The sequence below is a fragment of the Variovorax nitratireducens genome, assembly GCF_051216545.1.
Lineage (GTDB): Bacteria > Pseudomonadota > Gammaproteobacteria > Burkholderiales > Burkholderiaceae_C > Variovorax.
Genome location: NZ_JBPJZO010000002.1, coordinates 419,106 through 437,895, shown reverse-complemented (window position 1 = coordinate 437,895; position 18,790 = coordinate 419,106). Strand labels below are relative to the sequence as shown.

The following is an 18,790-nucleotide window of genomic DNA, read 5'->3' as shown; positions in this document are numbered from 1 at the left end:
CAGAGGCCTCGGCTAGAGTCCGGGACGCATTCCCTCGTCCAAACCAACGGAGCCAGCTTCACCATGATCCACGTCGTCGCCGTCATCACCGCCAAGGCCGGCCAGCGCGCCACCATGCTCGAACTCTTTGCCGCCAACCGCGCCGCCGTGCTGGCCGAAGCAGGCTGCATCGAATACGTCGCAACCGTCGACGCCGCCGGAATGCCGCCTTCCAAGGGCAGCTTCGGCGCGGACACTTTCGTGGTGGTCGAGAAGTGGGAGAGCCTGGCCGCGCTGCAGGCGCACGCAGTCGCGCCGCACATGGCGGCTTATGGCGCGAAGACCAAGGAGATGACCGAGAGCCGCGCAATCCACGTGCTTGAACCGGTCTGACACTGGAGCGCCGTGCTCCGGCGGATGAGTTGTTGCGGTGTGTTACCGTCGCCTCTCCCAATAAATTCAGAGGAGGGGGATCATGGCGATTTCACGCCTGCATGGCGCTGCAATGTGCGCGCTGGCAATTCTGGCAACGGGGTGCGCCCAGCTAAAGGCGCCGCCCTACGCGGCAGACTACGAAGCACTCGATAGGCTCAAGGCCGGCCGTCCGGCACCGGTGTCGGTCGCGACGGTGCAACCGACCGACCCTGCCCATCGCGTCAACAACCTCTCGCTGCGCGGCACCGGCCTGGGATCACCGAGCGGCACCTTCGCGAAGTACCTGGAAGACGCGCTGATCCGCGATCTCAAGGAAGTCTCGGCTTACGACGCCAACGCGAAGACCCGGCTTGACGCGACGATCGTCACCAACGAAATCAGCGTGGGCAGCATCGTCACCGGCTCCGGCACGATGGAAGTCACGCTGACGATCATGCGCGACGGGCAGAAGAAGCTCAGCAAGACCTACAAGGCCAACACCAGCTTCGAGTCGAGCTTCGCCGGCATCGTCGCAATTCCTGCCGGGCAGGCCGCTTATCCCCAACTCGTGCGCGCGCTGCTGCGCGAGGTGTATTCCGATCCCCAGTTCATCGCCGCCATCGGCAAATAAAAATCAGGAGAAATGACATGTCCATCGTTCGATTCGGCCGCATGGCCGCTGCCCTTGCGTTCGCCGCCGTACTGGTCGGCTGCGCCCATCCGATCTCGATGAATGCCGAAACGGCACCGGAGCGCGTGGAGTCGAAACTGATCCCGAAGAAGGTCGCCTACGCGCTGAGCGACGCGGAACGCGGCAAACAAGTGATCACCCCCGGCGGTGGCGGCGACCGCGTGAGCTACTACCCGTATCGCGACCTGGAGAAGTCGATCCGCGACGCGCTGCGTGCGGTCTACCAGGACGTGGTCGTGGTGAAGTCGGCCACTGATGCCGAGGCCGTCAAAACCTCGGGCGCCGCGCTGGTGTTTACACCCGAGATCAAGACCGATTCCAGCTCGCCATCGCCCTTCACCTGGCCGCCAACGATCTTCAAGACCGAGATCGCATGCACGATCACCGACGCATCGGGCGTGGAGGTGACGCGCGTCAAGGCCGTCGGCAATGGTGTGGCGGAGTTCAGCGAGTTCAAGGGCAACTTTGGCCTGTCAGCGAACCGCGCTGCCACCGATGTGACCGCCAAACTGGCACAGGAAATCCGGAGCAATGAGAAGCTGCACTGAGCGATGCCCTGCCCATGAAAGAAGCGCGCCCCAGGCGCTCTTTTTTTGGCGCTGAACCGCTTTGAATCCATTCAGCTTTTCGCGATCGCCGGCAGCGCCCGCACGTCTGTGTCGCTGATCTAGCGCGGCGACTCGAAGGGCATCACCTTGACCGCCGAGCGCAGCCGCCGGCGCCGCCAACAAAAACGCGCCCGAAGGCGCGTTCCTGAAGCGAAGGTTGGTCGGCCTTACTTGGCCACCACGCGCACCATCTCGAGCACCTTGTTCGAGTAGCCCCATTCGTTGTCGTACCAGCTCACGACCTTGACGAAGGTGCTGTCCAGCGCGATGCCGGCTTCGGCGTCGAACACCGAGGTGCGGGGCTCGCCACGGAAGTCGGTTGAGACGACCTTGTCTTCGGTGTAGCCGAGCACGCCCTTGAGCGCGCCTTCGGACTGCGCCTTCATCTCGGCGCAGATTTCGGCATAGGTCGCCGGCTTCTCGAGTTCGACCACGAGGTCGACCACCGACACGTCGGAGGTCGGCACGCGGAAGCTCATGCCGGTGAGCTTCTTGTTGAGCGACGGGATCACCACGCCCACGGCCTTGGCGGCGCCAGTGCTCGACGGGATGATGTTTTCCAGGATGCCGCGGCCGCCGCGCCAGTCCTTGTTGCTCGGGCCGTCGACGGTTTTCTGCGTCGCGGTGGTGGCGTGCACGGTGGTCATCAGGCCGCGCTTGATGCCCCACTTGTCGTGCAGTACCTTGGCCACGGGCGCCAGGCAGTTGGTGGTGCAGCTGGCGTTGCTGATGATGGCCTCGCCCTTGTAGGTGCTGTCGTTGACGCCGTAGACGAACATCGGCGTGTCGTCCTTGCTGGGCGCCGACATCACGACCTTCTTCGCACCTGCGTCGATGTGCTTCTGGCCGGTTTCCTTGGTCAGGAACAGGCCGGTGGCCTCGACCACCACGTCGGCGCCGATGTCGCTCCACTTGAGGTTGGCCGGGTCGCGCTCCTGCGTCAGGCGGATCTTCTTGCCGTTGACGATGAGGGTGTTGCCCTCGACCGCGACTTCACCCCTGAACCGGCCATGCACCGAGTCGTACTGGAGCATGTAGGCCAGGTATTCGGGCTCGAGCAGATCGTTGATGCCGACCACTTCGATTTCCTTGAAGTTCTGCACGGCCGCACGAAACACCATGCGCCCGATACGGCCGAAGCCGTTGATACCGATCTTGATAGCCACTGATTTGCTCCTGGATGGTTGTAAGAAACTGGTTTACTTCTTGCCGAGCACGGCGCGCACGGTGGCGGCCACGTTGTCTGGCGTGAAGGCGAAGTGCTTGAACAGCGCCGGCGCAGGCGCCGATTCGCCGAAGGTGTCGATGCCGACCACGGCCGCGCAGCCGTATTTCCACCAGCCGTCGGTCACGCCCATTTCGACCGCAATGCGGGGCAGGCCGGCCGGCAGCACGCTCTTCTTGTAGCCCGCGCTCTGGCGGTCGAATACGCTGGTGGAAGGCATGGAGACGACGCGCACCGCGATCTTCCTTTCGGCCAGCAGCTTCTGCGCGGCGAGCGCGAGCTGCACTTCGGAGCCGGTCGCGATCAGCACGGCCTTGGCTTTCTTCTTCAAGCCGACATCGGCCGGCTCGCTGAGCACGTAGGCGCCCTTGCTGATGTCGGCCAGGTCTTTCTTCGGCGAATAGGCGAGGTTCTGGCGCGACAGCAGCAGCGCGCTCGGACGGCGTGCGTTCTGCAGCGCGACGGCCCAGGCCACCGCGGTTTCGGCGGTGTCGCCCGGACGCCAGACGTCGAGGTTCGGAACCAGGCGCAGCGACGCCGCGTGTTCGATCGACTGGTGCGTCGGGCCGTCTTCGCCAAGGCCGATGGAGTCGTGCGTGAACACATGGATCACGCGGTGCTTCATCAGCGCGGCCATGCGGATCGCATTGCGGCTGTAGTCGCTGAACGTGAGGAAGGTGCCGCCATAGGGGATGTAGCCGCCATGCAGCGCGACGCCGTTCATCACCGCGGCCATGCCGAACTCGCGCACGCCGTAATTGATGTGGCGGCCGATCACGCCGTGCGGTGGCTCGGCGTTGTCGGTGCTGCTGGCGGGCTGGGCTTCGTCTTCTGCGCCCTGCTTGGCCGTTTCGTGCGGCGCACCGAGCACGACGTCGCCGGTCTTCGCGTCGAAGCGCAGCGGCGCAGTGCTCTTGGTGTTGGTGAGGTTGGAGCCGGTGAGGTCGGCGCTGCCGCCCAGCATCTCGGGCAACGCGGCGGTGAAGAACTCGAGCGCGATCTGCGAGGCCTTGCGCGAGGCCACTGTCTCGGCCTTGGTGTGGGCCGACACCACCGCGTCGAACGCGATCTGGTTGAAGTCCTTCGGCAACTCGCCCTTCATGCGGCGCGTGAACTCGGCGGCCAGTTCGGGATATGCCGCGCTGTAGGCGGCGAAGCGCTCGTTCCAGGCGGCTTCTTGCTTCGCGCCGCGGGCCTTGCCGTCCCAGTCGGCATAGACCTCGGCCGGAATCTCGAAGGCCGCATACGGCCACTGCAGCGCGCTGCGCGTGAGCGCGATTTCCTCGGCGCCGAGCGGCTCGCCGTGGGCCTTGGCGGTGTTGGCGCGGTTCGGGCTGCCCTTGCCGATCTGCGTCCTGCAGATGATCAAGGTGGGGCGCTGGTCGCTCTCGCCGTCCTTCTTCGCCTTGGCAATGGCCTTCGACACGTCCTTCGCGTCGTTGCCGTCGAGCGGGCCGATCACGTTCCAGCCATGCGCCTCGAAGCGCTCCTTGGTGTTGTCGATGAACCAGGGCTTGACCTGGCCATCGATGCTGATGCCGTTGTCGTCGTATAGCGCGATCAGCTTGCCGAGACGCCATGCACCGGCCAGCCCGGCCGCTTCATGGCTGATGCCTTCCATCATGCAGCCGTCGCCCAGGAAGGCGTAGGTGTGGTGGTCGACGACCTGGTGGCCCTTGCGGTTGAACTCGGCCGCAAGCAGCTTCTCGGCCAGCGCGAAGCCGACCGCGTTGGTGATGCCCTGGCCCAGTGGACCGGTGGTGGTTTCGACGCCCGGCGTCACGTCGATTTCAGGGTGGCCCGGGGTCTTGCTGTGCAGTTGGCGGAAGTGCTTGAGCTCGTCAATGGGCAGCTCGTAGCCGGTGAGATGCAGCACCGCGTACAACAGCATCGACGCGTGGCCGTTCGAGAGGATGAAGCGGTCGCGATTGGCCCAGTGCGGGTTGGCCGGATTGAACTGCAGGTGATCGCCCCAGAGCGCCACTGCCATGTCGGCCATGCCCATCGGCGCGCCCGGGTGGCCGGAGTTCGCGAGTTGGACGGCGTCCATTGCCAGCGCGCGAATCGCGTTGGCCATCAAGGCTTGGTTGGCCATTTGGGAAGGCTTTCGAGGAGGAGGGGGTTGGGGGGAACCCGCGATTTTAGCGAGCGGGGGGGTGCTTCTTCCGCAGACCCCCGGTTTGTCCTTTGCTAGAGTGCCGGCCATGCATGGACTGCACCTCACCGCCGACCTTCACGATTGCCAGTGCGAGACGCACTGGCTGCTCGATGCCGAAGCGCTCGGCGCGGCATGCCTGAAGGCGGTCGAGGCCGTCGGCCTGCAGGGCGTGGGCCGCCTCTTCCACAGCTTTCCCGCCACGCCGCAGGGCCCGGGTGGCGTCACGGCCACTGTGCTGCTGGCCGAGTCGCACCTCTGCATTCATACCTGGCCGGAGCAGCGCGCCGTGACGCTGGATGTGTACGTCTGCAATTTCGGCGGCGACCATTCGGCCAAGGCGCACGCGCTGATGTCCGCGCTGCTCGCGCTGTTTCGGCCCGGCCATGCCGAGCGGCATGCGCTGGCGCGGGGCAGCCTTGCTGCGGTGAACGCGTGACTGCGAAGGCGATGATCCTCGCCGCGGGTCGCGGCGAGCGCATGCGGCCGCTGACGGATGTCACGCCCAAGCCCCTGCTGGAGGTGCGCGGCAAGCCGCTGATGCAGTGGCCGATGGAGGCGCTGGCGGCCGGAGGCTTCACCGAACTGGTGGTCAATACCGCCTGGCTGGGCGACCGGATTTCAAGCCATTTCGGCCCCCGGCACATGCTCGAGGGGCATGGCGGGCTGTCCATTTCATACTCCCACGAGGGACGCGACTTCGGTGGCGCGCTCGAGACCGCCGGCGGCATCGTGCGTGCGCTGCCATTGCTGGGCGAAGTTTTCTGGGTGGCGGCCGGCGATGTGTTCGCGCCGGGCTTCCGCTTCACGCAGGAGGCCGTCGCACGCTTCGCGGCAAGCGGGATGCTGGCCCACCTGTGGCTGGTGCCCAACCCCGCGCACAACCCGCGCGGTGATTTCGGACTGTCGCCCGAAGGGCTTGCGCTCGACGATGCGCCGCAGCGCCTGACCTTCTCGACCATCGGCCTGTACCGTGACGCGCTGTTCGCGCCACCCTACAGCGAGATTGCCGCGGGCAACCCGCAGGGCATCCGGGCCGCGCTGGCGCCGCTGTTGCGTGCGGCCATGAAAAAGGGCCTGGTTAGCGCAGAACGCTACCCAGGCCCTTGGACTGACGTCGGCACGCCGGAACGGCTTGCGGCGTTGAACCGCACCGTGCCGGACGAACCGACTGCTATGCCTTAAGGCACGTTCGCACCGGCGACCCCGAACGCCTTGCCGGGCAGCATCAGGCTTCCGCCGAACTCGAACGGTGCGGCGCCGCCACTCGCATTGATCGTCGGGCAGCCCCCGTTGGTCTGCTGGCAGGCCGCGAAGCCCGGGTGCAGGTACAGCACGCCATAGCGGTAGTTGGAGATCGCCTTGCCGCTGTAGTCGGCGATCGAGATCACCGGCGCATAGGTGCCGCCACCCTCGTTGTCATCGGCCGAGATCGGGTCGATCAGGTTCCTGTCCTGCAACGTGCGCTCGATGGCGCCGCTGTTGACATCGAGCCACTGGATCTTGCGCTCGCCCCGCGAGACGACGATCAGCTTGTTGTTGATGTCGTTGCCGGCATTGCCCACCGTGTTGCGGAAGTAGGTCAGGCCCGTCACGTTCTGCCCGATCGCCATGACACCGGTTTCCGTAACTTCGGCGGGGGTGCCGGTTGCGGTTGGCGACAGGTAGTTGCCCAGCCCGAAGGTGTGCAGCACGCCGTCCTGCGTGGCGATCCACGCACGCGGCATGTTCCACAAGGTGGCCTTCACCGCCGTCGGCGAGTTTCCGAAGCTGACGGTCTTGATGACCTTCGGCATCTGCTCACCCGTGTTGGCGAAGGTGAACGGCCACTGGTTGGCAGCCTGCCCCACGTTCTTGGTCTGGTTGAAGTCGCTCAGCGTGCCGAAGTACATCTTCTTGTAGTACGCGAACAGCGGCTTCAGGTCGATGAAGGTGGCCTTGCGCTCGGACTTCGAGATCACCACCGCCACACCGGTCTTGGCATACGCGTTGACGTTGCCGCCGCTGATGAAGCTCTGGCGATTGCTCTCGGTGCTCAGGTTCAGGCTGTCGCGGTCGGCGGTAGTCTGGCCATAGCCCGTCCACGGGTTCACGCCGGTGGTGGCACTGATCTCCGTGGGCGCCTTCATGTCGGGCAGCTCGATGTAGCCCACCACCTTCATGAACGCGTAGTTGCCCAGGTTCTGCAGCCCCGGGTAGGTCGCGTTCCACTCACCCCAGAAGGTCTCCTTGGTCGGCTGCGCCGGCGTGCAGCTGTTGCACAGGCCCGCCAGCGCGATGACGGCCACGCGTCCACGCACGTTGACGGTGTCCCACACGGTGACCAGCGCAAACTCGCCGCTGTTGGTGACAGCCAGGCCCGTGGGCACCATGCCGGCTTCCAGCTGGGTGGTGACCTCGTTCAGCGCGTTGTTGCTGCCGCGCGCATTGGCGATCAGCCCGCTCTGGTAGGCCACGATGCCTTGCACGCACCAGCCGGGGCGGCCCGCGCAGCGAGCCATCGCCACCGGGTTGTTGGCCGCCAGGCCTTGGCGCTGGAAGTTGGCCGCGTTCGGGTCGACGATGCCGTCCGGGTAGATCCAGCTGATCTCGGGCTTCTGCGACAGCGCGTTGTTGCCCGCTGCGAGCTGCTGGTACACCGACACGCCCGGGCTCGTTGCCGGGTTGTCGGCGACGAAGGCCGCGTTCGCCATGTCCGAGAAGTACCAATCCGCGCCGTCCGTGACAGGGCCGCCGACCTGCCAGCTGGTGCGGGTGCCATCGCCTGCGAGTGGCTGCTGAGATCTCGTGAACACATTGTCCGGCCGCTTGTAGTACTGCGTGCTGACACTGACGGTCGACGGCGAACCGTAGCGGTAGGCAATGCCCGCGTCCTTGCTCAACAGCGGCGCCATGGCGCGGTAGGAGGCTGGGATCACATTGAGCGACGAGTCGACGATATCACCGGCGCCGGGTGCGGGTGCGGGTGCAGGCGCTGGTGCCGGAGCGGGTGCGGGCGCTGGTGCCGCGCCGACCATGAAACACGCCTTCAGTGTTTGCGGCGCCGGATCGCTGCCGAAGAAGGCATTGTTGCAGGTGCCCATGCCGTAGACGGTCTGCTGAACCCAGCTGGTGCCCGAGCCGTATTTCACGACCGCCCCGGCACCGAGCGTGAACGACTGGCCTTCGTCGGCGATCTTGGCGCCGGCGGCCGGTGCGGGCGCAGGTGCGGGAGCCGGCGCAGGGGCCGGTGCGGGCGCAGGCGCCGGCGCAGGGGCCGGTGCGGCGCTCACCGCATAGCATTCCTTCAACGTTTGCGGTGCGGGATCGCTGCCGAAGTACGTGTTGCTGCAGGTGCCAGTGCCGGAGACGGTCCGCTGGACCCAGCGGGTGCCCGAGCCGTATTGCACGAGCGTTGCGCTGGCGACCGTGAAGTTCTGGTTCTCTGCCGCGAGGCGTGCACCGGGCGTGGGTGCTGGCGCAGGCGCAGGCGCTGGCGCCGGTGCAGCGCCGGTTTGCACGAAACAGCCCTTGATCGTCATCGGCGCCGGATCTCCGAACTCCGCGTTGGTGCACTCAACTGCACCCGACAGCGTCTTGCTGGCCCAGCCCGCATCGGAGCCGTACTGCACGACCGTGGCGGACGCGAGCGTGAAGGTTTCGTTCTCGGAGGCCACCTGTGTCCAGCTCGAGTCGAGCGCCTTGCGCAGGACGGCGTCCTGCTTGACGGATGCAGTGTCCTGCGCCGCCGCTGCAGTCACCGCGGGTGAATCCGCGGCTTTTTCTGCGCCCAGCGAAATGCCGCTGCCAGACCCGAGGCCGGAGCCGGAACTCCCGCCTCCGCAACTCGCCAAAAATGCTGCTGCCGCCGCGCAGGTCACGGTTTTTAAAATATGCATGTTCTCACCAATGAATGGAAAAATAGAAGAGCGCTGCACCGCCGTCGCCGTGGTCATGCGCGACCACGCGACAGCCTCCGGCGCGCGCCGGGATCGTCAGAAAAAGGGGGGGGGGAGGAGGAAAGAGGTTTCAGGGCACATTGCTGCCGGCGACCCCAAACGCCTTGCCGGGCAGCATCAGGCTGCCGCCGAACTCGAACGGTGCGGCACCACCACTCGCATTGATCGTCGGGCAGCCCCCGCTGGCCTGCTGGCAGGCCGCGAAGCCCGGGTGCAGGTACAGCACGCCATAGCGGTAGTTGGAGATCGCCTTGCCGCTGTAGTCGGCGATCGAGAGCATCGGCGTATAGGTGCCGCCACCCTCGTTGTCGTCGGCCGAGATCGGGTCGATCAGATTCTTGTCCTGCAGCGTGCGCTCGACGGCGCCGCTGTTGACGTCCACCCAGGTGACCTTGCGCTCGCCCCGCGAGACGACGATCAGCTTGTTGTTGATGTCGTTGCCGGCATTGCCCACCGTGCTGCGGAAGTAGGTCAGGCCCGTGGGATTTGCACCGATGCCACCGAAGCTGCCGGTCTCGGCAACTTCCGAGGCCGTGCCGGTCGCGGTGGGCGACAGGTAGTTGCCCAGCCCGAAGGTGTGCAGCACGCCGTCTTGCGTGGCGATCCACGCACGCGGCGTGTTCCACAGGCTGGCCTTCACCGCCGTGGGAGCATTGGCCAGGCTGACCGTCTTGATGATCGTGGGCATCTGCTCGCCCGTGTTGGCGAAGGTGAACGGCCACTGGTTGGCAGCCTGCCCCACGTTCTTGGTCTGGTTGAAATCGCTCAGCGTGCCGAAGTACATCTTCTTGTAGTACGCGAACAGCGGCTTCAGGTCGATGAAGGTGGCCTTGCGCTCGGACTTCGAGATCACCACCGCCACACCGGTCTTGGCATACGCGTTGACGTTGCCGCCGCTGATGAAGCTCTGGCGATTGCTCTCGGTGCTCAGGTTCAGGCTGTCGCGGTCGGCGGTAGTCTGGCCATAGCCCGTCCACGGGTTCACGCCGGTGGTGGCACTGATCTCCGTGGGCGCCTTCATGTCGGGCAGCTCGATGTAGCCCACCACCTTCATGAACGCGTAGTTGCCCAGGTTCTGCAGCCCCGGGTAGGTCGCGTTCCACTCACCCCAGAAGGTCTCCTTGGTCGGCTGCGCCGGCGTGCAGCTGTTGCACAGGCCCGCCAGCGCGATGACGGCCACGCGTCCACGCACGTTGACGGTGTCCCACACGGTGACCAGCGCAAACTCGCCGCTGTTGGTGACAGCCAGGCCCGTGGGCACCATGCCGGCTTCCAGCTGGGTGGTGACCTCGTTCAGCGCGTTGTTGCTGCCGCGCGCATTGGCGATCAGCCCGCTCTGGTAGGCCACGATGCCTTGCACGCACCAGCCGGGGCGGCCCGCGCAGCGAGCCATCGCCACCGGGTTGTTGGCCGCCAGGCCTTGGCGCTGGAAGTCGGCCGCGTTCGGGTCGACGATGCCGTCCGGGTAGATCCAGCTGAGCTCGGGCTTCTGCGACAGCACATTGTTGCCCGCTGCGAGCTGCTGGTACACCGACACGCCCGGGCTCGTTGCCGGGTTGTCGGCGACGAAGGCCGCGTTCGCCATGATCGAGAAGTACCAATCCGCGCTGACCGTGGGAGGGCCGCCGACCTGCCAGTGCGTGCGGGTGCCATTGCCGGCGAGCGGCTGCTGCGCTGCGGTAAACTCGGTGTCCGCCCGCTTGAAATACTCGGTGCTGACGCTGACGGTCGACGGCGAACCGTAGCGGTACGCAATGCCTGCGTCCTTGCTCAGTTGCGGCGCCATGGCCTTGTAGGCTTCCGGGGAGATGGTGAACGACGTGTCGGCGATGTCGTTCGGCTGCGCCGGGCCTGCAACCGCAGCGCCCGTGCCCGACGACCCCGTTCCGGTACCTGTGGCGGCTGCGCCGGTGGCGGTCGTGCTGCTCAGCCCTACTGCGCTGAAGCCGCCACCGCCACCGCTACCACCACCCCCACCCCCACAACCCACAAGTGCGACCGCTGCGATCCATGGCAGCAGGATTGCCGAATTTCTTACTTTCAATTTGCTTGTCCTCTGATTGACTTGTGCGGTTTTTACATGCATGACTATGCTCGGGGCAATGTTTTTTTCAAATCCTTTCGGGATGTGCTCCTACACAACAAGCGCTTGTTACAGAGCTGTGGCATCGTCCGGGGATGACCTCAACCCTCTACGAAAATCGCCGCGCCCGCTTGGCCACGCAACTGGGTCGCGACGGAATCGCCGTCATTCCGACCGCGGCTGAACGCGCCCGCAACCGCGACAGCGAGTTCCTTTATCGCCACGACAGTTACTTTTACTACCTCACCGGTTTTGCCGAGCCGAACGCCTGGCTGGTGCTGACCGGCGACGGAAATTCGACGTTGTTCTGTGCGCCGAAGGACTTGGAACGCGAGATCTGGGACGGCTATCGCCTGGGCCCCGATGCGGCGCCCGCAGCCCTCGGGGTCGACCAGGCTTTCGCGACCGGCGAACTCGACGCTCAGCTGCCCAGGCTGCTTGAGAACCGCACCACCGTCTGGTATCCCTTTGCCACGCACAAGGGGCTGGAGTCACGCATTGACGGTTGGCTGTCGTCGGTGCGGGCCCGCGTGCGCTACGGCGCGCTGTGCCCCGACGAGCAGCGCGACCTGTGCGGCCCGCTCGACGAGATGCGGCTTGTGAAGGACGCGCACGAGCAGGACGTGATGCGCCGCGCGGCGCAAATCAGCGCCCGCGCCCACATTCGCGCGATGAAAGTGAGCGCTCGCATGCTGCGCGAGGGCAAGGATGTGCGCGAGTACCACCTCGACGCCGAACTGCTGCACGAGTTCCGCCTCGGCGGTTCGCAGTGCCCGGCTTACGGCTCGATCGTGGCGGCCGGCGCCAATGCCTGCGTGCTGCACTACCGTGCCGATGCGGCACCGGTGCGCGCCGGGGAGCTGGTGCTGATCGACGCCGGCTGCGAACTCGACGGCTACGCGAGCGACATCACGCGCACCTTTCCGGCCGACGGCAAGTTCAGCGGCCCGCAGCGCGTGCTGTACGACCTGGTGCTGGCCAGCCAGGAAGCGGCCGTGGCGGCAACCAGGGCTGGCGCGCGCTTCAACGACCCCCACGATGCCACGGTCCGCGTGCTGGCGCAGGGCATGCTGGACGTGGGCCTGCTCGACGCCGACAAGGTCGGCAGCGTCGACGACGTGATCGAGCAGCGTGCCTACTTCCCGTTCTACATGCACCGCACCGGGCACTGGCTCGGCATGGACGTGCACGACTGCGGCAGCTATGTGGAGCCGACGCAGGTCGGCGAAGTGAGCGAACGCAAGGATCCCTTGTCGAACGAGATCATCAAGAACCGCCCCAGCCGCATCCTGCACCCCGGCATGGTGCTGACCATCGAACCCGGCATCTATGTGCGGCCGGGCGAGGGCGTGCCGGAACAGTTCCACAACATCGGCATCCGCATCGAGGACGACGCGATCGTGACGGACAGCGGCTGCGAGCTCATTTCGCGCGGCGTGCCGGTGAAGGCGGACGAGATCGAAGCGCTGATGCGCTGAGTCGGCGCTGCATGTCCGACCGCATCTCGATGATCATCCCCAACCAGTCGGGCGGGGTGATGGACTATGTCGCCACCATGACCGCGCAGCTCGGCGGCGACGCGCGCATGCTGGTGTTCGACCCGACCCGGGACATGGCGATGGACGGCGACAGCGTGCTGCTGCACTACAGCGGCTACGGCTACGGCCGCTACGGCGCGCCGCTGCATCTGCTGGCCTGGGTGCGCCGGAACCGGCCGCGCATGAAGCGCTTCGGCGTCTTCTTCCACGAAACCCATGCGCAGAGCAGCTCGCCGCTGTCGTCGGTGTTCTGGGTGTCGCCGGTGCAGCGCTTCATCGCGACGCAGTTGGCCAGGCATGCCGACTTCTGGATCTCCAACATCGAGGTGTCCACCGACTGGCTGCAGGCCCGGGCCGACGGGGTGCCGCATGTGCGGCTGCCGATCTATTCGAGCGTGGGCGAGTTGGCCGAGCTGCCGCCTGTGCGCGACAAGTCGCTGGTGGTGTTCGGCAGCGAGCCGCTGCGCGCCGGCACCTGGCGCGAGGCGGGCGAGCCGCTGTTCCGATGGGCCGGCGCCAACGGTGTCGCGCTGCACGACATCGGCTCGACGATCCGCGACGCCGACATCGCGGCCTCGCTGCAGGCGCACGGCGTCACGCTGCACGGCCGCCTGCCGGTTGAGCGCATCCATGCGCTGATGCGCTCGGCGACCTTCGGCATGGTGGCCTACTCGCCGCACTGCGTGGCCAAGAGCAGCGTGTTCGGCGCCTATTGCGCGCACGGGCTGGTGCCGGTGCTGCTGTCGGGCAACACAGGTACCTACGACGGCTTGGAGAGCGGCGCGAACTACCTGCACGGGGTGCCCGCCGCAGAGCCGGCGCCGGCCGACCTGAAGCGCATCTCGCGGGCGGCCTTCGACTGGTACCAGGGCCATTCGGTTGGCGCATCCGTCACCGCCATAGACGCATTGCTGCGCCCGCAGGCCGTTCAGCGCTGAACAGCACGCCCGGCCAGGTGCCCGCGCGTGAACGCCTCCTCGAAGATCGAATAGCCCGACCAGTCGGCGTGCGCGAAGGCAAGCCGCCCCGCGGATGGCGCCTGCGCGCCAAGCCGGCGCAGCAGCCCGGGCACAGGCATCGCCATCGCGTGGCCGTAGCGGGTGATGTCGACGCGCGTCGCTTGCGTGCGCAGATCGGCATGCGGCACCGACAGCTCGTCCAGCAGCTCGTCGCGCCAGCCACTCCACGGACGCTCGAGCAGCAGTCGGCGCCCGTCGCCCGGGTCGTAGCGGCTGGGGCCGAGCGGCCGGTACCAGGTCAGCACGGTCGGGCCGGGGGTCGGGTCGAGCGTCTGGTGGCGCGCATCGACGTAGCCGAGGCCGCGCGTGCCGTACACCACGTTGTCCCAGCTGGGCGCGGCGCCGGGGCGGTCGGCCAGCGGCGCGCGCAGGTGCACGTTGGCGACCAGCCAGGGCGCGTACGCCAGGTGTGCGGCCGCGTTGCGCAATGCTACGGGCGGCGATTCGACCACGCGCGCGGCGATGAACACCGGCAACGCGACGATGCAGCGCTCCGCCTGCCAGCGCAACAGCGACTTCGATGCCACGTCGAACACGTCGACCTCGACCCCGTCCCGCGTCTCGGCAATGCGCGTGACGACCTGGCCGCAACGGAGCCGATCCCCGAGCGGCTGCGCGAGCCGGCCTGCCAGCCAGCCGTTGCCCTCGGGCCAGGTCAGTACCGCATCGCGCTCCTCGCTGCCGTCGCCCGGCGCATTAAAGCCGTGACGGCTCGCGAAGTAATGGATGCCGGCCCAGGCCGACACATGCGCCGCATCGGCGCCGTAGTCGTCGCGGCAGCAGTAGTCCAGATACCAGCGCAGGTGCGGTTCGTCGAAGCCTTCTCGATCGAGCCAGTCCGCGAACGTCACCGCGTCGAGCGCCAGCAACACGGGCGAAAGCGGCGCATGCAAAGTGGGAATGACGAAGCGCGCCGCGGCCTGCAACGCCTCGACGCGCTGGCCGAACAGGCGGTACTGCGCCAGCGCGGTGGCACCGACGCCCTGCACCGGCAGCAGGCCCTCGTGCCATTCGTCCTCGAAAAAAATGCGCTCCTGCGGGCTGTGGCACAGATGGCGTTCGTCGTACTGCCAGCGTCCGGCCACGCGCTGGCGCAGCCCGAATTCCTCCAGCAGGTTCTGCACTTCGGCCGCATCGTCGCCCGGCACCGGCAAGTAGTGCGCGCCGAGCGGGCAGGCGATGCCGCCCACCGCACCGCCCCGGCTGTTGCCGCCGGCCGTGTCTTCGAGTTCGAGCAGCACGAAGTCCTCGATGCCGGACTGGCGCAGCGCACGCGCCGCCGCCAGCCCCGCGATACCGCCCCCCGCGATCACCACGCGGGTACGGCGCACCTGCGTCGGCACCTTCGCGCGCAACGCGCCATCGCGCAGCGCGTGCCCGCGCGCGACATCGATGCCGGTAAAACCGCCCGCGATCTCGACCGCCGGTGGGCTGCAGCCCCCCAGCGCGAATGCCCCCGCCGTAGCGCCGACGAAGTCGCGCCGTCTCATGCCATGCCGGGAACACCGCAGAACCGGCTTTGCCGGGCTGCTGGTGTTGCCCCCTGCCAGGGGGTTGGCGCAGCGACACGAAGTGCGCGAAGACTGGGGGTGTGCGCAATCAATGCGCCACCACCTTGCCCCATTCCCGCTCGTAGGTGGTGACGAGAATCTGGTTCGAGAGACGGTTCACTTCAGTCGGCACCCGCGCCATGTCCTTCGGAAAATCGAACAACAGCGGCAGTGTCTTTGCCGTCAGGAAGCGCAAGCCGTCGGGCAATGCGTCGGGCTGCCGGTAGGGTCGGCGGCTCGCGATGATGAAGCCCCATTCGCCGAAGCTCGGCACATGCGCGTGGTAGGGCGTCGCCAGCAAGCCCACCGATTCGATCGTCGTGGCGACCGTCCAGAAGCTGCGGCGCGCGACCAATGGCGAGGTGGTCTGGATCACGGCGTAGCCGCTGGCCGACAGGCGCTTTTCGAGCAAGGCGTAGAAAGCGCTGGTGTAGAGCTTGCCGATCGCGAAGTTGGTCGGGTCGGGAAAGTCGACCACGATCACGTCGAAGGTATCGTCGGCGCTCGGGCCGCCCTGCTGCAGCCACTGGAACGCATCGGTGTTGACGATGCTCAGCTTCGGCGATTTCAGCGCACCGCCGTTCAGCGCCGACAAGGTTTCGTGCGTGCTGAACAGGGTCGTCATGCTCGGATCGAGCTCGACCAGCGTGACCTGCTCGACCGACGGGTACTTGAGGATCTCGCGCACCGCCATGCCATCGCCGCCACCGAGCACCGCGACTTTCTTCGGCGCGCCCTGTGCGGCCATCACCGGGTGCACCAGCGCCTCGTGGTAGCGGTACTCGTCGCGCTCGGCGAACTGCAGGTTGCCGTTCAGGAAGAGGCGGTGCCCAAGCTGGCCGCGCGTGACCACGATGCGCTGGTAGGGCGAGCTCGCGCTGAACACGATGCGGTCTTGATAGAACTTGTCTTCGGCCACGGTCGTGATGTGTTCCGCGCCGGCGAAGGCCGCGCCGAGGGCGGCCAGTGTCAGCAGGCAGGCCAGCGCATGAGCGCCGACGCGCCGCAGTTCGTGGCGGAACAACCAGAGCGCCCACAACGCCACCGCTGCATTCATGAAGCCGAACAGCAGGCCGGTACGGATCATGCCGAGCTGCGGCACCAGCAGCAGTGGGAAGGCGATCGACACCGCGAGCGCGCCGAGGTAGTCGAAGGTGAGCACCTGCGACACCAGATCCTTCAACTGCACGTCGCGCTTGAGGATGCGCATCACCAGCGGGATCTCCAGCCCGACCAGCGCGCCGACCACCATCACCAGGCCATACAGCAGCGGCCGGAACGCGCCCGGAACCCAGGCGTTGGCAAGAAACAGGATGGCCGGCAACATGCCGCCGACCAGCGCCACCAGCAGTTCGATGCGCAGAAAGTGCGCCGGCAACTGGCGCTCGAAGTAGCGTGACAGCCAGGAACCCACGCCCATCGCGAACAGGTAAGTGCCGATGATGGTGCTGAACTGCAGCACCGAGTCGCCGAGCAGGTAGGAGCTCAGCGCCGCCGCGGTCAACTCGTACACCAGCCCGCAGGCCGCAATGACGAACACGCTGGCCAGCAGCGCGATCTCGACCGGCCGCGCGCCCATGGCCCGCGCGGGCGCAGAGGCGGCGCTCACAGCGTCAATGGATCGCCGCCGCGACGATCACGCAGATGCCGAGGCTCATGGCCGCGACCACGAGGCCGAGCGCCACGTTCTGCTTCTCGACGATCTCGCTCCACAGGTCGTAGGGCGTGATCTTGTCGATGATCAGGAAGCAGAGCCAGAAGATCACGACGCCCACCAGCGCGTACACGAGGGAGCCGAGGACCACGCCCGGTTTCAGCCATTCAAATCCCATGATGAGGACCTCCAGTCAAAGTTGATTCAGTTTGCACTCAGTCATCGCACAATGCGCGCGCTCCAAAACTGGCGCCGCCAAGTCGGGGAACACCGCAGAACCGCCTTCGCCGGCCTGCTGGTGTTGCCCCCGGTGAGGGGGAGGGCGAAGCGACACGAAGTGCGCGAAGCCTGGGGGTGGTCATTTGTGCCCACCGCCACTCGAGTAGCCACCGGACGAGCCGCCCGAGCTGCGGTAACCGCTGCCCGACGAGCTGCTGCAGGTGCTCAGGATGATCAGCAGGATGATGATCACCACCACGATCAGGATGATGGTGCCGCAGCCCAGGCCGGACGCGGCGCTCAGCGGCGCCGCATCGTTGCGCTTGAACATCTCCTTTTTCGCATCGAGCTTGAAGGCGGTGGCGACGGCGGCGCTGTCGAGCTTGTCGCCGGACGACCAGGTCAACTCGCTGGCCGAGCGCTCCATCGACAGCAGCGACTTGCCCGCCGCGAAGTCGCGGTTGAAGGTTTTCTGGCCGCGCTCGACCTTCCAATAGAACTCGCCGGCCACGTAGGTGGTTTCGGCGTTGTAGGCGTACTGCTGCTGGTAGCTTTTGCCCAGGTAGGTGGCGGTGGTCGCATTGCTGCTGGCCAGGGTCGGCGCACCGGTCGTCGGCTTGACCATGCTCCAGCCGTCTTCGGCATCGACCAGGAAGCTGAAGCCGCGCTTCTTGTTGTAAAGCAGGTATTCGTCCCAGCCGAAGTGCTCGTCGTCGCCGGGTTCAGCCCCCATGCGGTGCTGGAAGCCCACCACCTGCCAGGTCACGCCCTGCAGCTGGCCCAGGGTGCCGAGCGGAATCAGCGGGCGCACCGGCTCGTCCTGCTCGGCATGCTTGAGTTCGCCGCCGATGCCCTGGGTCAGGTCGATGATGCTGTTGCAGCTTGCGCAGGTGATGCTCTTGCTGTTCTCGAAGTTGACCGTGACCGGCGAGCCGCAGTTGGGGCAGGCGAAGCCGCGGCCTTTTTCGTCCTTGGCCGATTCGTCGCGCAGGCCGGTGAGCTGCAGGTCTTCGAGCTGCACCGCGCGGCCGAGGTACGCGCCGGGCGGGCTGGTGTCGTAGTCGAGGCTGAGCACGAGGCCCTTGTCGCTGCGAAGTTCGACCACGGTGAAGGGCTTGCCGAGCTCCGGCAGCCGCGGCAGTTCGCCCTGGGCCGACAGCAGCGACACCAGTTCGCTCGACGCCACCGTGTAGTTCTGGCCGTTGAAGGCGGTCGTGGCGCCCACGCGCAACTCGCCGGCCGGCGGCGCGGGCCGCTGCAATTCGAGCGGCAGCGAAAAGACGTAGGCGCCGTTGTCCTCGCTCAGCGTTCCGGTGCGGTCGCCGTCGAGCGCAGCGATCCACTCCGTCCAGCGCCCGCCCGGGTAGCTGTACTGCAGCCGGCCGACCAGCGTGAAGGGCTTGTCCTGGATGCGGCCAGCGGCAAACAGCTGCAGCGGGCTGAAGTCGTCGAACAGCTCGGCCATCTTGCCGATGCGCGCCAGGGTGTCGCCCTGCCGCACCACGGTGCTCTGGCAGTAGGGGCAGACGGCAAAGGTCGATTGGGCCGAACGGAACTCGACCGGCGCGCCGCAGCCGGGGCAGGGCGCGCGGTAGGCGCGTTGGGGGGCCTCAGCCATGGCGGCGATGGCCGGCAAGCAGGTTCAGGAACACCGCGGAACCGGCTTTGCCGGGCCGCTGGTGTTGCCCCCTGCAAGGGGGTTGGCGTAGCGACACGA

At 66.7% G+C, this 18,790-nt stretch carries 15 protein-coding genes; 7 read left to right on the top strand and 8 right to left on the bottom strand.

Going from position 1 to position 18,790, the window contains the following annotated elements:
* Positions 1 to 63: 63 nt before the first annotated feature.
* The 3 genes from ACSFA8_RS07405 (at position 64) to ACSFA8_RS07395 (ending at position 1,632) form a co-directional block, all read left to right on the top strand.
* Positions 64 to 372: a putative quinol monooxygenase gene (locus ACSFA8_RS07405; protein ID WP_435478847.1), complete on the top strand. Its 309-nt coding sequence runs from the start codon at positions 64 to 66 to the stop codon at positions 370 to 372.
* 82 nt (positions 373 to 454) lie between these two features.
* Positions 455 to 1,024, top strand: a complete 570-nt coding sequence (locus ACSFA8_RS07400; RefSeq protein ID WP_435478846.1) for a hypothetical protein — start codon at positions 455 to 457, stop codon at positions 1,022 to 1,024.
* A 17-nt stretch (positions 1,025 to 1,041) separates the two neighbouring features.
* Positions 1,042 to 1,632 (top strand): hypothetical protein, encoded by a 591-nt coding sequence (locus ACSFA8_RS07395; RefSeq protein WP_435478845.1) that lies wholly within the window; start codon positions 1,042 to 1,044, stop codon positions 1,630 to 1,632.
* A 227-nt stretch (positions 1,633 to 1,859) separates the two neighbouring features.
* On the opposite strand, the gene gap is transcribed toward ACSFA8_RS07395, so the two are convergent.
* Positions 1,860 to 2,858: a type I glyceraldehyde-3-phosphate dehydrogenase gene (gene gap, locus ACSFA8_RS07390; RefSeq protein WP_435478844.1), complete on the bottom strand. Its 999-nt coding sequence runs from the start codon at positions 2,856 to 2,858 to the stop codon at positions 1,860 to 1,862.
* 33 nt (positions 2,859 to 2,891) lie between these two features.
* Complete coding sequence (locus ACSFA8_RS07385) at positions 2,892 to 5,012, bottom strand: transketolase family protein (RefSeq protein ID WP_435478843.1); 2,121 nt, start codon at positions 5,010 to 5,012, stop codon at positions 2,892 to 2,894.
* 109 nt (positions 5,013 to 5,121) lie between these two features.
* Here ACSFA8_RS07385 and ACSFA8_RS07380 point away from each other — a divergent pair, with 109 nt between their 5' ends.
* Together ACSFA8_RS07380 and ACSFA8_RS07375 are read left to right on the top strand one after the other, a co-directional pair.
* On the top strand, positions 5,122 to 5,511 hold the full coding sequence (locus ACSFA8_RS07380) for an S-adenosylmethionine decarboxylase family protein (RefSeq protein WP_435478842.1): 390 nt from the start codon (positions 5,122 to 5,124) through the stop codon (positions 5,509 to 5,511).
* A gap of 11 nt (positions 5,512 to 5,522) precedes the next feature.
* Positions 5,523 to 6,257, top strand: coding sequence for a nucleotidyltransferase family protein (locus ACSFA8_RS07375; protein ID WP_435479208.1), 735 nt, complete (start codon positions 5,523 to 5,525; stop codon positions 6,255 to 6,257).
* Here ACSFA8_RS07375 and ACSFA8_RS07370 read toward each other — a convergent pair.
* Together ACSFA8_RS07370 and ACSFA8_RS07365 are read right to left on the bottom strand one after the other, a co-directional pair.
* Positions 6,254 to 8,812: a hypothetical protein gene (locus tag ACSFA8_RS07370; RefSeq protein ID WP_435478841.1), complete on the bottom strand. Its 2,559-nt coding sequence runs from the start codon at positions 8,810 to 8,812 to the stop codon at positions 6,254 to 6,256. The two genes, ACSFA8_RS07375 and ACSFA8_RS07370, sit on opposite strands and share 4 nt — an antisense overlap.
* 268 nt (positions 8,813 to 9,080) lie before the next feature.
* A complete protein-coding gene (locus tag ACSFA8_RS07365; RefSeq protein ID WP_435478840.1) occupies positions 9,081 to 11,054 on the bottom strand; it encodes a hypothetical protein in 1,974 nt (657 codons plus the stop codon).
* Between the two features lie 134 nt (positions 11,055 to 11,188).
* Between ACSFA8_RS07365 and ACSFA8_RS07360 the strand changes: the two genes are divergently transcribed.
* The gene (locus tag ACSFA8_RS07360; RefSeq protein ID WP_435478839.1) at positions 11,189 to 12,571 is read left to right on the top strand and encodes an aminopeptidase P N-terminal domain-containing protein; all 1,383 of its coding nucleotides are present in this window, start codon (positions 11,189 to 11,191) and stop codon (positions 12,569 to 12,571) included.
* An 11-nt stretch (positions 12,572 to 12,582) separates the two neighbouring features.
* Entirely contained in the window at positions 12,583 to 13,569 is a 987-nt protein-coding gene (locus ACSFA8_RS07355; RefSeq protein WP_435478838.1) for a hypothetical protein, read from the top strand.
* Here ACSFA8_RS07355 and ACSFA8_RS07350 read toward each other — a convergent pair.
* The 4 genes from ACSFA8_RS07350 to ACSFA8_RS07335 all read right to left on the bottom strand — a co-directional run bounded on the left by ACSFA8_RS07350 (position 13,560) and on the right by ACSFA8_RS07335 (position 18,691).
* Positions 13,560 to 15,140 carry an FAD-dependent oxidoreductase gene (locus ACSFA8_RS07350; protein ID WP_435478837.1) on the bottom strand — a complete coding sequence of 527 codons (1,581 nt, stop codon included), beginning with the start codon at positions 15,138 to 15,140 and terminating at the stop codon, positions 13,560 to 13,562. The two genes, ACSFA8_RS07355 and ACSFA8_RS07350, sit on opposite strands and share 10 nt — an antisense overlap.
* A 109-nt stretch (positions 15,141 to 15,249) precedes the next feature.
* Positions 15,250 to 16,779, bottom strand: a complete 1,530-nt coding sequence (locus tag ACSFA8_RS07345) for a polyamine aminopropyltransferase (protein ID WP_435479207.1) — start codon at positions 16,777 to 16,779, stop codon at positions 15,250 to 15,252.
* 34 nt (positions 16,780 to 16,813) lie between these two features.
* Complete coding sequence (locus ACSFA8_RS07340; protein ID WP_435478836.1) at positions 16,814 to 17,032, bottom strand: DUF350 domain-containing protein; 219 nt, start codon at positions 17,030 to 17,032, stop codon at positions 16,814 to 16,816.
* 180 nt (positions 17,033 to 17,212) lie between these two features.
* Complete coding sequence (locus ACSFA8_RS07335) at positions 17,213 to 18,691, bottom strand: DUF4178 domain-containing protein (RefSeq protein WP_435478835.1); 1,479 nt, start codon at positions 18,689 to 18,691, stop codon at positions 17,213 to 17,215.
* Positions 18,692 to 18,790: the final 99 nt, after the last annotated feature.